The organism is Sporosarcina sp. QA0331, from assembly GCF_055808055.1.
Map to the genome: position 1 here is coordinate 1014124 of NZ_CM147850.1, position 12655 is coordinate 1026778.

A 12655-nucleotide genomic window follows, 5' to 3' on the forward strand; every position below is an offset into this window, starting at 1 on the left:
AACACCCCTCTGAAATAATCAGTGGGGTGTATTAATCAATAATCATCGCTGCCTTCAGCGGTTTCATCCGTTGTTCCGACAACATTTGGATTGTTGCTATCCGTTAAAGAGGAAGAGTCTGGAATTAAGCCTAAATGGGCTTTCAGTAGCTGACTCACATTCTCTAAATCATTTTCGTTCAATTTATAATAATAGGTACCTGTTGACCAATCATCATAGCCTTGCAAATTGAGTGAGTCGATTTGCGGCATGCCGCCTTTTGCATATTCCCAGAAGGAAGTCATTTCTTTGAAAGTCATGTCGGTTTTCATATTGTCTCCGACCGCTTCAATGACGTCACCGTATTTTGCGATGGATTTGACTGATACCATCTCTTTAATGATTGCTTGTAAAATCATTTGTTGGCGTTTTCCGCGCTCGAGATCACTGTCGAGCTTACGTGTACGCGCTAATGCGAGGGCATGTCTACCATCAAGCGTTTGCACGCCTTTTACTAATTGAATCGTGTTTTTGTCGTTTTCGTCTTTTTCAAGCCTGTTATACGGAACATCGACCTCAATGCCGCCTAATGCGTCGACGACTTCGATGAATGCATTAAAGTTCATTTTCACGTAGTAATCAATTGGGATATCAAGCATTTCTTCAACTGATTCGATTGATGCATGCGTTCCGCCAAATGCATGGGCATGAGTGATTTTGTCTTTATACCCGACTTTCGGGATGTAGACGTACGAATCACGCGGAATGCTAAGCAATTTCACTGACTTTTCCTCTGGATTGAACGTAGCGACGAGAAGGGCATCCGAACGACTGTGGCTGTCTCCTTGCATACGCGCTTCACTGTCATCCACACCGATCAAAAGGACAGATACGTTGTCCTTCGCAGGCTCCACTTTCGCTTCGGCCCTCAATTCGGATTTCTGTGTAGCAGGAACGGCTTCGTACGCTCGGTCGACTGCCTGCTCTGCTTGGTTTCTTAACGAAAGTCCATAGGCTGCAATTGCAAGCAAGGCAGTTAGCGAAACTAATAACCCGATTTTAATAGCTAGACGACCTTTAGATGTCTTTTTTTTCATTTTTCTATAGTCTTTTCTTTTCATAGCTTGTTTTGGCCTCCACCATTGGCTAAGGAATCTTCCCAAGCAAATTTAATGTTCAATGAACAACGGAAAGTTGACGCAAACAAGAACAGAATCCTGCAAAATTCACAATGAATCGTCAACTTTCCCCATTATACTATTAAATTCCCTGGTCGTATACTATTATCACACATCGAATTCGAGGAATGAAGTTGAGACTTCAGAAATTTCTGCTTGGCCGTTCGTCAATTCTGTCATCCAACTAATGAATGCATCAGTTTCTGCTATAGGAACATTTAATAGTAAACTGACGTCCTCTTCGTATAAAATTTCTTTAAGTGGATAAGGCGATTGCCTCGCTTCATTCTCAACTTTGCCGAGCCATGTATAATCGATGGATACTTTGATGAGCGCGTGAAGTTTGCGTTCGACGACGCCTGTCGCGGCGATTCCTTCGGTAGTTGCGCGACCGTACGCACGGATGAGGCCGCCGCCTCCTAATTTGATGCCTCCAAAATAACGTGTTACGACAACAGCAGTATCTTTCAGCCCTTGCTTCTTTAGTACTTCCAGCATGGGGACTCCTGCTGTGCCCGAAGGCTCCCCATCGTCGTTCGCTTTCTGGATTTGATCGTGCTCACCGATAATGTAGGCTGAACAGTTATGTGTTGCAGTATGATGCATCTTTTTTATATCTTGAATGAAGCCCATTGCTTCCTGCTCCGTCTCAACACGTTTGACGTACGTCAGGAATCTGGATTTCTGAATGACGATTTCACTTTCCCCTGCCAATTTGACTGTTTTATAATCTGCTCGCATTTGCAGCACTCCTATCACTTGTAATACAATCTTAATACGCAATTAGTTTTATGATGATATAATAATAAAGTGTATAAGGAATCAAGGAATACTGCAACATTGCCTATGTTTAGCTTTTTTCGCATTCCAGAAGGGAGGGGTTGAGATGGCAGAAAAGACGATGGATATCCAAAACTTGGAAAAAATATTCGACAATATGGTTAATGTGATGGATCAATCCAAAAATGACATCTTCACTATAAGCGAGCAAAGCCGTCAAACCTTCCAAGAGATGCAAACCGAACTTGTTATTATTAAAGAAGATATTTCCCGGGTAATCACTGAAGGTGATTATTTGGAGGATATGACTCGCCAATCTCGACGACGGCTGGCGGATGTTTCTAAAAACTTTATGAACTACTCTGAAGAAGAAGTGCGTCAAGCGTACGAAGTTGCTAATGATTTACTCGTCAGATTATCAATCAACCGGATGGAAGAAAAGCAATTACGTGTTCGGCGGGACGAGTTGGACCGGCGCATTGTCGCCCTTTTGGAAACGATAGAAAAGGCGGATCATCTTGTCAATCAAGTGACGACGGTCATTACATATTTGACTTCTGATTTGAAAAAGGTCGGGGAAGTGCTTGAAACAGCCCGGCAAAAACAAGAGTTCGCCATTCAAATTATCCAAGCTCAAGAAGAGGAACGCAAACGACTTTCGCGCGATATCCACGATGGTCCAGCGCAGATGCTTGCCAATGTGCTACTTAGATCGGGACTCATCGAAAAGACGTTTGCCGAAAGAGGTCCAAATGCTGCCTTGTCCGAACTCAATCAATTGAAGGAGATGGTCCGGAACGCCCTTCTTGAAGTCCGACGCATCATCTATGATCTACGTCCGATGGCATTGGATGACCTCGGCTTGATTCCGACGCTCCGAAAATATTCTTCGACGGTCATGGAATATGAAAAAGGTATCACAATCCATTTCATGAATAATGGAACGGAGAAAAGATTTGAGTCAAGCATCGAAGTGGCGATTTTCAGACTCGTCCAAGAATGCATCTCAAATGCACTTAAACATGGAAATTCAAGAGATGTTTGGGTGAAAGTCGAATGGCTTCGTGATACAATGAATATTGTCGTGAAGGATAATGGAAAAGGGTTTGACCCGAATCAAACTAAAGATAAATCATTTGGCATTATAGGGATGCGGGAGCGCGTCGAACTGCTAAAAGGCGAGATGAAAATCATGTCGACAATTGGCAAGGGCACAACTGTATTATTCCGTATTCCGTTACATGAAAATATAATTGAATAGGGTATTGGGAGGGAATGACAATGACGAAAATTTTAATTGTAGATGATCATCAGCTATTCCGTGAGGGAGTTAAGAGAATCCTTGATTTTGAAGATTCATTCGATGTAGTAGGAGAAGGAGACGACGGCAGCGAAGTTGTTGAGCTATACCGCCGCTTTGAGCCGGATGTCGTCTTGATGGACATCAATATGCCTGGAATGAACGGAGTGGAAGCGACGGAAAATCTGAAAAATGAATTTCCGGAAGCGAAAGTGATCATGCTTTCCATCCATGATGACGAATCATATGTGTCACATGCATTGAAATCGGGCGCGCTCGGTTATATGCTGAAAGAAATGGATGCAGACGCAATTGTACAAGCAATCAAAGTCGTCGCAGCAGGCGGATCTTATTTACATCCGAAAGTGACACATAACCTCGTGTCGGAATTCCGCCGCCTCAGCGAACGAGAACATAAAGGATCTTTCCAACAAAACGATATCCGCCGTCCGCTTCACTTATTGACGAAGCGTGAATGTGAAGTATTGCAGCTGTTGACAGATGGACAAAGTAACCGGACGATCGGGGAAACGCTTTTCATTTCCGAAAAAACGGTTAAAAACCACGTTTCGAGCATTTTGCAGAAAATGGGTGTCAACGACCGTACACAAGCGGTCGTCACAGCAATCAAAAACGGTTGGGTTGAAGTAAAATAATGTTATAATAAAAGGGGCCTTCTTATGGAAGGTCCCTTTTACTGTATAGGAGGAAGAATAATGAAAAAAATGTTCGTTTTCTCAATGCTTATATTTGTGCTTATTCTTGGCGCATGTTCGAAAAAGGAAGATACTTCGTCAAATCAAGGTTCGGTGAATGACGGAGAAAAGCCGAGTGAATTTGGTTCAATTGATCATGGCGTAGATGAAAATAACGATGACAATAAAGTCGGCTTCAACTTGTCAGGCGGCACGATTGAAGAAGCTGCAAACGTGCCAGCGGACGAGAAAGAACTGATTATCAAGTCTTTCGATACATATATCCACGCGTTCAACAATCAGGACATCGATGAATATATGAGTACACTTTCCGAGAAGCCGAAAAGCTTCAACTTGGAGGAAGAGCGCGAGTATATCGAAAGCGCATTTGAACAGTTTGAACTATCCCGCGAGGCAAAGGATGTTACAATTGTGAAGTTTGATGAGGAGACAGGTGAAGCCCAAGTATTCGCCAATCTGGTGACAAAAATGAAACAAAAATCCACCGGCCTAGAGACGAACCGCGACGGCAGACAAGTCACCGTCTTCACAAAAGAGGACGGAGATTGGAAAGTGAACTCCGTTTATTATATGGAAGAACAGAAATAACGTTTATTTACAATTAGATATCCACAAACTAAACTGCCCAAGCGAAACTGCGAGGGCAGTTTTTTATTCTGTTTATGAAATTATTAGTATTCGTTCTTGATTTTTTTGGAGTGGAAGGCGGTGACTCCTGAGGGAAAAGCACGAGCTGAAAGCCCCGCAGACGCGAAGCGACGAGGAGATTGAAGCCGTGCCCCGCGGAAAGCGTCCGCCTGAAACGGAAAGTAACGGCTTTTACGTTCCGAAACGGTTAATATTACCTTCCTCCACTATATTGCTTTCCAGAGATGAAGAAGGTATAATGAGAACAAATGTTCCTTTGAAGGGAGGAAAACGTAATGCCTTTAATTCCAGCGAAGGCATTGCCTCATTTTGAAAACATGATCTACTTGCCGATGGTCCTGATCGTGTTGCAGCGCGATCGGGAACTATTTGAAAAGGGCCCCTTCAAATTGAAAGGGCCCTACTTGAAAAGAATTGACGCTTCGATCAAACAGGTCCAAAGCGAGCTGCAAGAAACGACGTTTTATTTACGACGCCATAATATGAAAGTGATTCGGAAAACGAGGGATAGCATGTTCACGGAATACATTTTCATCCATGGCGGCTACGAAGACCACCGTCGCTATTTGAATGTCCGACTTCGCAATCGCACAGAAGAATTATTGGACCTGTATTTTACAAGGTCGGATAATCATTCGGCGGGTCGTTAGGCGGAAACAGGAAAGAGGAACGATCAAAGGCCCTCTGTTTTCTTATGAAGTTCCTCTCAAGCAATTTTGCCAACGAATATTGGCGATACATCGTCGTAATTGAAATTCCTAATTTGTACTTTTTCCCATTCTCCAATGTGACAGCAATGCCTAAGCCGTCAGTCTCGAAAAAATCGATTGCATGGGAGGAAATCCATACATTTTGGTCCGATGAAGGAGATAACGTTGGAATAAAGATTAATGGAATGCCGAAAGCGTTTGCCGTCAGTAGAGGCGCCTTCTGCTTATTATCCCCAAATAATAGCCTAGACGTGTTCATAACATTTTTATAGCTCGCACCATAGAAAGTGCAGGAACCGCTTACAATATGTATCGGTTTTTGCAGGACTGTAAGAGTCCTATTCCGCTCAATCACCCTTGTGAAGATTTTATTGCCTTCTTCAATTGGTAGTAGCATGAGGGTATCGAACGATAAATAATACCTTGTTACGACTTCAGTCAAATCCACTTCCTCCTATCCTAATTATTCCATCCCTCACATAGTATTATAGGATAAGAAATTAGAAAAACAAGTATTTTAAATGAATAATTTGAACTATTCGGCAAGAAATACAATTCTACTATTTAATTGAATGAAAAAACCCCCGTCAATAAACGGGGAGTTGAAGTATTATTCAGCTTGGTAATCCAACGCAGCAGCGCCGAGCGTTTTCGCTGCAAGCAGCATCGCCTGCTCCTCAAAATCGAATTTCGGATGATGATGGGGATATGTTTCCGCTGGCTGAGCGCCGGTGAAGAAGAATGTGCCAGGCACCTTTTCCAAATAGTAAGCAAAGTCTTCTCCGCCCATTTGCGGCTTGCTTTCCACAACGTGCTCGACGCCAGGAATCGTTTCAGCGACGCGTTTCAAAAGCTCGGTTTCTTCTTTATGGTTCACGACAGCAGGGTAGCCGCGGAAATAGTCGAACCGGATTTCACAGTTATTGGCAAGTGCCGTGCCTTCCACGACCCGTGCCATTTCCCGTTCCATCATATCGCGAACGTCAGGATTGAAGGTGCGCACCGTACCGCCGAGCTTCGCAGAATCGGCGATTACATTGAACGCATTATCCGCGATGAATGACGCGATCGTCAATACGGCGGCATCAATCGGATCGACGCGTCGGGATACGAGCTGCTGAAGGTTCATGACGAGCTGCGCACCGATGACGACAGCGTCCTTCGTTTGGTGAGGCGCCGCTCCGTGGCCGCCTGCACCTTGAATTGTAATCTCAAACCGATCCGCAGCAGCCATGACCGGCCCTGTTAAATATTCGATTGTTTTGAAGGGGATGAGCGACCAAAGATGTGTGCCGAAAATGACATCGACACCATCAAGACAACCGTCCTCAATCATCGAAATGGCCCCGCCTGGAGCGAATTCTTCAGCATGCTGGTGAATGAAGACGTATTCCCCCGCGAGATCTTCCCGCAGCTCATGGATTGCCTTCGCCAATTGCAGTAATGCAGCTGTATGTCCATCATGCCCACAAGCGTGCATGACGCCTGGGACCGTCGATTTGTAAGGGACGTCTTTTTCATCTTGGATCGGCAATGCGTCGAAATCAGCACGCAAAGCGACAGTCTTGCCGGGACGCGCTCCTTTGACTCGGGCGACTACACCGTTGCCGCCGACGCCAGTGCGTACTTCAACGCCGAGGTCTGCGTAAAAATCATGGATATATTGTGCGGTCTTCTCCTCTTTGAAAGATAATTCTGGGTGCATATGCAGATGTCTGCGGATGACGACCATATCTTCGTAAGCTAGATCTAATTTCTCGAACAATTGCTCATTCATTCAATTACCCCTCTCGAAACGCTTTTATTTATACTTTCACAATTATAACAATACGTTTCGAGGGTCGCAATGCGATCAAACGATCATTCTTTCAAAGTGAGAGAGCGATGCAACGGGATTACCCCAGCCTGATTGAAAACGCTTGTCAAGGAAGGCAACCTAAGATCGCCACGTCCTGATGGTGCCTTAATTTCTGCTGAGAGCGCAGAAATACGGCAAATCGAACCCTTCGCCGTTCGATTGGCAACGGTTGCATGACCTACTTCGTGTAGGCCTCAACAACGGATGCGAGCGTTTGCCAACAGGCTGGATCATTCTTGGGTATCTGTTTTCGCAGTATAAGTCGTTATATATGATGCACTTGCAAAAATATGTGTCGTATTGCCTGCGAAATCTTTCATATTGAGTGAATGAGGAGAGTCCTTGAACGCTTGCGAATTTTTCCAGCGGTCATAGTCGATCGCATCTTCCCATTCAGTCATTACAATATATGTGTCCGAATCGAGTGGGCGAAGCAGACGAAAAGCGATGAAACCTTTCTCGCTTTCAATCTTGCCGGTGTTTGTTGAAAAGCGATGCTCGAAGACAGGCCGACCTTCATCCGTGACAGGTATGTTGTTGAAGACAAAGTAACCTTCTTCCTTCAATTTGCCGGCAGAGCTAACGACTTCATACCGCCTTGGTGCCTGGAAGACAGACTTTCCTTCTGTTTCATGCACGAGAAGCGACCGTCCGCCGCCATGCATGAGAATCATCTCTTCATTAGAATGACGCTGTTGAATCTTTTCCATGAAATCAATCGTACCGCTAGTCAAATACATATACATTCCCAAAACCTCCTGCCAAAATTAAGTAGTACTCATATTTTCCCTTAACCGGACAATTAAAACAAACATTGTCGAATTGATGGCAGCAAGGATGAAAAGTGAGCACAATTTCATGACAAAACAGCTCAAACACTATACATTCAAAGTAGAAACGTCTATATTTGAAAACGAATATGTGAACTTCGATAATTATTATAAAGAAAGTGGGAATCGATTTATGACAACATTTAACGATACACTGCTTCGTGCTGCTAGAGGAGAAAAAATCGACCATACGCCAGTTTGGTTCATGAGGCAAGCGGGCCGTTCTCAGCCTGAATACCGTAAGATCAAAGAAAAGTATTCACTAGAAGAGATTACGCATCAGCCGGAGCTTTGCGCTTATGTGACAAAGCTGCCTGTCGACAACTACAACGTCGACGCGGCGATTTTGTATAAGGATATTGTGACGCCGCTTCCAGGAATCGGCGTAGATGTGAAAATAAAAGCGGGCGTTGGCCCAGTCATTTCAAATCCAATCCGTTCGGTGCAGGACGTTCATAATCTCGGGGAGCTCTCTCCGGAGGATCATATCCCTTACGTTATCGATACTATTAAAATCTTGAAAGAGCAATTAACTGTTCCGCTGATCGGCTTCGCGGGCGCGCCATTTACATTAGCGAGCTATATGATTGAAGGCGGCCCGTCAAAAAGCTATAATTTGACAAAATCTTTCATGGTATCTGAGCCGGAAGCATGGTTTGCGCTTATGGATAAATTGGGAGATACAATTATTACGTCCATTAAAGCTCAAGTGAAAGCGGGAGCAGCGGCAATCCAAGTGTTTGATTCATGGGTCGGCGCGTTGAATGTCTCCGATTACAGAACGTTCATTAAACCTGTCATGACACGCATTTTCAGTGAGCTTCGCGAATTGAATGTACCATTGATCACGTTTGGCGTTGGAGCTAGCCACTTGGCGAATGAATGGCATGACCTTCCTGTAGACGTCGTCGGTTTGGATTGGCGTTTATCTATTAAGGAAGCTGGGGAAAGAGGATTGACGAAGACATTACAAGGGAATTTGGATCCTTCGCTGCTGTTGGCGGATTGGAATATTATCGAGGAGCGCGCGAAGGTGATCGTTGAACAAGGCGTCGAACACGGCAGTCATATTTTCAACCTTGGTCACGGCGTTTTCCCAGAAGTCCAACCGGCAACATTGAAACGACTCACAGAGTTTGTTCATGAATATAGCGCGCAGCTTCGCAAATAAATTACGCAAATAAATTGTAATGAGGTGCAACTGATGACAAAAAGGAAAATGGGACTTTTAGTCATGGCGTACGGAACGCCATATAAGGAAGAAGATATCGAACCGTATTACACGCATATCCGGCACGGTCGTCCACCTGCACCGGAACAGCTGGAAGATTTAAAGTCGCGTTATCAAGCAATCGGGGGTATCTCGCCTCTAGCGAAAATTACAGAAAATCAAGCGAACGCGCTTGGCGACCGTCTGAATGCAATGCAGGACGAAATTGAATTTACCGTTTACGTCGGTTTGAAGCATATCACACCGTTCATCGAAGAAGCAGTTGAAAAGATGGATGCTGATGGCCTCAAGGAAGCGGTGTCCATCGTATTGGCGCCACATTACTCGTCATTCTCCGTGAAATCATATAATGGACGTGCGAAGGAAGAAGCCGAAAAATACGGTATTTCCATTACATCGGTCGAGAGCTGGTACAAACAGCCGAAATTCATCGAATACTGGTCCGACAAAATCCGCGGTTCGTATGAAAGCATGAGCGAGGCAGAGCGGGAAAAAGCATGCCTCATCGTTTCAGCACACTCCTTGCCTGAAAAGATCAAGCAATTCGGAGATCCGTATCCTGATCAATTGGAAGAGACCGCCAAATTAATTGCGGAAGCTGCACAAGTTGAAAACTATGCAGTCGGCTGGCAGAGTGAAGGGCAGACGGGCGAGCCATGGCTCGGACCGGACGTCCAAGATTTGACACGTGATTTGCATGAGAAGAAAGGCTATTCAACATTCGTTTATACACCGGTCGGCTTCGTTTCGGACCATTTGGAAGTCCTTTACGATAACGATTACGAATGTAAAGTCGTATGTGATGAAATCGGTGCATCGTATTACCGTCCGGCAATGCCGAATACGGACCCGCTATTCATTAGCTCAATGGCAGACGCAGTTCTTGAACAATTGAAAGACGCCTAATGGCAGCTAGGAAGTGATGATGGACATGAGTGAACAGAAGAAAAAGGTCGTCATCGTAGGTGGAGGGATCACCGGGCTTTCCGCGGCATTTTATATGCAAAAAAAAGCACGAGAAGAAAACTTGCCAATTGAAGTGATGCTCATCGAAGCGACGAATCGGCTAGGTGGGAAGATTCAGACGGTCCGCCGCGATGGTTTTGTCATTGAACGGGGACCTGATAGCTTCCTCATTCGAAAGAAAAGCATGGATACGTTCGCGAAAGATCTCGGCATCGGTGAAGATCTAGTACGCAACGCAACAGGGCAAGCGTATATACTCGTAAACGATCGTTTGCAGCCGATTCCAGGCGGTTCTGTCATGGGCATCCCGACGAAGGTTGGACCATTCCTGAAATCGGATCTGTTTTCATTAGCAGGCAAGCTGAGAGCGGCTGGGGATTTCGTCTTGCCACGTTCAGGAATTGAAGGAGACCAGTCGCTCGGTCACTTTTTCCGTCGTCGATTCGGAACGGAAATTGTCGAGAACCTCATCGAACCGCTGCTCTCGGGAGTGTATGCGGGCGATATCGACCATATGAGCTTGCAATCGACGTATCCACAATTTTACCAAGTTGAAAAGAAACACCGCAGCCTCATCCTCGGGATGAAAAAGACGACGCCGAAGCAAGTGCCGCAGAAGGACGGGCATGGAGCCTCCAAAAAAGGGGCTTTCCATTCATTGCGGAACGGTCTTGAATCGATCGTCGAGGCGGCGGAGCAACAGTTGGAGCCTGGTACGGTAAGGAAAGGGATTCGCATCGAAAGCATTTCCAAACAGGAAAATCAAACCGCCCTCGAGCTGAATACGGGGGAAAAGATTATGGCCGATTCGGTCATCGTGACGACCGGTCATATGGCGGCAAGCCAACTATTCGCTTCACACGGACTGCTTGAAGGGCTGAAAGAAATCCAGACGACATCCGTCGCGACAGTCGCTCTCGCATTTCCTGAAGATGCAGTCGTCCAAGACACGGAAGGAACCGGCTTTCTCGTTGCAAGAAGCAGCGACTACTCCATTACTGCTTGCACATGGGTCCATCGAAAATGGCCAACGACAACGCCGAAAGGGAAAATCCTTTTGCGCGCATTCGTCGGGCGAGTAGGGGAAGAAGCGATCGTCGATTTGCCTGATGACGAAATCGAACGGATCGTCCTTGAAGATTTGAGCAAAATACTTACAATTAAAGGCAAGCCGGACTTCACGGTCATTACGCGATTCAAGGAAGACCGCCCTCAATACCGGGTCGGCCATCGTCAACGAATAGATGCTGCCCGCGCAGAACTGAAAGAAGTATTTCCGAACGTCAAATTGGCAGGCGCCTCTTATGACGGTGTCGGACTACCGGACTGCATCGATCAAGGCAAAGCGGCTATGGAAGAGGTTATCGCCGAGTTATTCGCGAATTAAATCGAAAAGTCCGCCCTCGCGCGGACTTTTTACATTGGAAGGAATTTTGTATGAAACAGCTATTCTTTATTATTAGTACAGCAATTTTATTGTCTGCTTGTTCCATCGGAAACGAATGGGACAATCCGATGCCTGAGGAAGGTTTCCTCATTATCGGGCATCGTGGCGCTTCCGCATATGAACCGGAAAACACGATGCCATCCTTCGAGCTCGCTGACGATTTGAGCGCGGATTATGTCGAGCTTGACGTTCATTTAACGAAAGACAATGAACTGATCGTCATGCATGATGATGACGTGAAACGGACGACGGAAGCTGCCGGGAAAATAAAAGATTTCACACTTGCCGAATTGAAAGAATTGACCGCGAATCAGGAAAAAGGCGAGAAAGTGGCTGTCAATGGCAAGGACGAAGAGGCATATGAAATTCCGACATTGCGTGAAGTAATCGAAGAGATGAAAGGTGAACTCCGGTTTGTCATCGAGTTGAAGGATACAGAGCAATATCCACGCGTTGAAGAGGTATTAGTCAGTGTGATGAAGGAATATGAGTTGACGGGTGTCGATAATAAAGGATATCCGAAGGCGGTCATCCATTCATTCGATAAAAAAGCATTGAAACATGTGCATGAAATTGATTCAACGATCCCATTGTTGCAATTGATCTCCTTTGACGAAGGGGAAGAAGCAGAACTTTCGCAGAAGGAATTGAAGGATATTTTGACGTACGCTTCAGGCATCAGCATAAGCTATGAAGCATTGACACCTCCTTTCGTCAATACGATGCATGACGAAGGCTTGGCTGTATATGCCTATACGGTGAATGACCCAGAAGCTGCCCTCAGGTTGCAGGCAATGGGCGTCAACGGAATCCATACGGACGAGCCTGATATATTGAGTGAATAGGAAACAGCTGAGACACATGATCTCAGCTGTTTTAATTTTATAGGATATTGCATTCGTCACATTTATTGCTGTAGCATTCATGCTGTTCCTCGATTTCTTTTCCACATTCGGCACATGTTTTTGCAGGCAGGTTCTTAAAAAACTCAATGACATTCTCTAGCATCGAC

At 45.3% G+C, this 12655-nt stretch carries 14 protein-coding genes; 8 read left to right on the top strand and 6 right to left on the bottom strand.

From position 1 onward, the window contains the following. Window positions 1-35: 35 nt before the first annotated feature. Together AC0L13_RS04785 and AC0L13_RS04790 are read right to left on the bottom strand one after the other, a co-directional pair. The gene (locus tag AC0L13_RS04785; RefSeq protein ID WP_473644505.1) at window positions 36-1100 is read right to left on the bottom strand and encodes an LCP family protein; all 1065 of its coding nucleotides are present in this window, start codon (window positions 1098-1100) and stop codon (window positions 36-38) included. Between the two features lie 165 nt (window positions 1101-1265). Beyond that, window positions 1266-1898, bottom strand: coding sequence for a YigZ family protein (locus AC0L13_RS04790; RefSeq protein ID WP_473644507.1), 633 nt, complete (start codon window positions 1896-1898; stop codon window positions 1266-1268). Between the two features lie 145 nt (window positions 1899-2043). On the opposite strand from AC0L13_RS04790, the gene AC0L13_RS04795 reads away from it, so the two are divergent. The 4 genes from AC0L13_RS04795 (at window position 2044) to AC0L13_RS04810 (ending at window position 5251) form a co-directional block, all read left to right on the top strand. Then, on the top strand, window positions 2044-3198 hold the full coding sequence (locus AC0L13_RS04795; RefSeq protein ID WP_473644509.1) for a sensor histidine kinase: 1155 nt from the start codon (window positions 2044-2046) through the stop codon (window positions 3196-3198). 20 nt (window positions 3199-3218) lie between these two features. Then, window positions 3219-3893 (top strand): response regulator, encoded by a 675-nt coding sequence (locus tag AC0L13_RS04800; RefSeq protein WP_440499886.1) that lies wholly within the window; start codon window positions 3219-3221, stop codon window positions 3891-3893. Window positions 3894-3953: 60 nt separating this feature from the next. Continuing rightward, a complete protein-coding gene (locus AC0L13_RS04805; protein WP_473644511.1) occupies window positions 3954-4541 on the top strand; it encodes a nuclear transport factor 2 family protein in 588 nt (195 codons plus the stop codon). 335 nt (window positions 4542-4876) lie between these two features. After that, window positions 4877-5251, top strand: coding sequence for a YhjD family protein (locus tag AC0L13_RS04810; RefSeq protein WP_473644513.1), 375 nt, complete (start codon window positions 4877-4879; stop codon window positions 5249-5251). On the opposite strand, the gene AC0L13_RS04815 is transcribed toward AC0L13_RS04810, so the two are convergent. The 3 genes from AC0L13_RS04815 to AC0L13_RS04825 all read right to left on the bottom strand — a co-directional run bounded on the left by AC0L13_RS04815 (window position 5217) and on the right by AC0L13_RS04825 (window position 7915). Then, a complete protein-coding gene (locus AC0L13_RS04815) occupies window positions 5217-5753 on the bottom strand; it encodes a competence protein ComK (RefSeq protein ID WP_473644515.1) in 537 nt (178 codons plus the stop codon). The genes AC0L13_RS04810 and AC0L13_RS04815 overlap by 35 nt on opposite strands. 168 nt (window positions 5754-5921) lie before the next feature. Continuing rightward, on the bottom strand, window positions 5922-7088 hold the full coding sequence (locus AC0L13_RS04820; protein ID WP_473644517.1) for a M20 family metallopeptidase: 1167 nt from the start codon (window positions 7086-7088) through the stop codon (window positions 5922-5924). A gap of 311 nt (window positions 7089-7399) precedes the next feature. Continuing rightward, window positions 7400-7915 (bottom strand): antibiotic biosynthesis monooxygenase family protein, encoded by a 516-nt coding sequence (locus AC0L13_RS04825; RefSeq protein ID WP_473644519.1) that lies wholly within the window; start codon window positions 7913-7915, stop codon window positions 7400-7402. A gap of 217 nt (window positions 7916-8132) precedes the next feature. Here AC0L13_RS04825 and hemE point away from each other — a divergent pair, with 217 nt between their 5' ends. Genes hemE through AC0L13_RS04845 form a run of 4 tightly spaced genes read left to right on the top strand, consistent with a single transcriptional unit; the run spans window position 8133 to window position 12488 of the window. Next, window positions 8133-9170 (top strand): uroporphyrinogen decarboxylase, encoded by a 1038-nt coding sequence (gene hemE / locus AC0L13_RS04830; protein ID WP_440499879.1) that lies wholly within the window; start codon window positions 8133-8135, stop codon window positions 9168-9170. A 33-nt stretch (window positions 9171-9203) separates the two neighbouring features. Continuing rightward, the gene (gene hemH, locus AC0L13_RS04835) at window positions 9204-10136 is read left to right on the top strand and encodes a ferrochelatase (RefSeq protein WP_473644521.1); all 933 of its coding nucleotides are present in this window, start codon (window positions 9204-9206) and stop codon (window positions 10134-10136) included. 25 nt (window positions 10137-10161) lie between these two features. Continuing rightward, window positions 10162-11583 (top strand): protoporphyrinogen oxidase, encoded by a 1422-nt coding sequence (gene hemY, locus AC0L13_RS04840; protein ID WP_473646852.1) that lies wholly within the window; start codon window positions 10162-10164, stop codon window positions 11581-11583. Between the two features lie 50 nt (window positions 11584-11633). Beyond that, the gene (locus tag AC0L13_RS04845) at window positions 11634-12488 is read left to right on the top strand and encodes a glycerophosphodiester phosphodiesterase (RefSeq protein WP_473644523.1); all 855 of its coding nucleotides are present in this window, start codon (window positions 11634-11636) and stop codon (window positions 12486-12488) included. Between the two features lie 37 nt (window positions 12489-12525). Here AC0L13_RS04845 and yhfH read toward each other — a convergent pair whose 3' ends face one another. Further along, entirely contained in the window at window positions 12526-12651 is a 126-nt protein-coding gene (yhfH, locus tag AC0L13_RS04850; RefSeq protein ID WP_252502348.1) for a protein YhfH, read from the bottom strand. Window positions 12652-12655 lie beyond the last annotated feature (4 nt).

Coding starts and splice junctions, on each gene's coding strand:
- AC0L13_RS04810 (WP_473644513.1), top strand. CDS start 4,877: ATGCCTTTAATTCCAGCGAAGGCATTGCCTCATTTTGAAAACATGATC.
- hemY (WP_473646852.1), top strand. CDS start 10,162: ATGAGTGAACAGAAGAAAAAGGTCGTCATCGTAGGTGGAGGGATCACC.
- AC0L13_RS04795 (WP_473644509.1), top strand. CDS start 2,044: ATGGCAGAAAAGACGATGGATATCCAAAACTTGGAAAAAATATTCGAC.
- AC0L13_RS04805 (WP_473644511.1), top strand. CDS start 3,954: ATGAAAAAAATGTTCGTTTTCTCAATGCTTATATTTGTGCTTATTCTT.
- AC0L13_RS04790 (WP_473644507.1), bottom strand. CDS start 1,898: ATGCGAGCAGATTATAAAACAGTCAAATTGGCAGGGGAAAGTGAAATC.
- AC0L13_RS04800 (WP_440499886.1), top strand. CDS start 3,219: ATGACGAAAATTTTAATTGTAGATGATCATCAGCTATTCCGTGAGGGA.
- hemH (WP_473644521.1), top strand. CDS start 9,204: ATGACAAAAAGGAAAATGGGACTTTTAGTCATGGCGTACGGAACGCCA.
- hemE (WP_440499879.1), top strand. CDS start 8,133: ATGACAACATTTAACGATACACTGCTTCGTGCTGCTAGAGGAGAAAAA.
- AC0L13_RS04785 (WP_473644505.1), bottom strand. CDS start 1,100: ATGAAAAGAAAAGACTATAGAAAAATGAAAAAAAAGACATCTAAAGGT.
- AC0L13_RS04825 (WP_473644519.1), bottom strand. CDS start 7,915: ATGTATATGTATTTGACTAGCGGTACGATTGATTTCATGGAAAAGATT.
- AC0L13_RS04845 (WP_473644523.1), top strand. CDS start 11,634: ATGAAACAGCTATTCTTTATTATTAGTACAGCAATTTTATTGTCTGCT.
- AC0L13_RS04820 (WP_473644517.1), bottom strand. CDS start 7,088: ATGAATGAGCAATTGTTCGAGAAATTAGATCTAGCTTACGAAGATATG.
- yhfH (WP_252502348.1), bottom strand. CDS start 12,651: ATGCTAGAGAATGTCATTGAGTTTTTTAAGAACCTGCCTGCAAAAACA.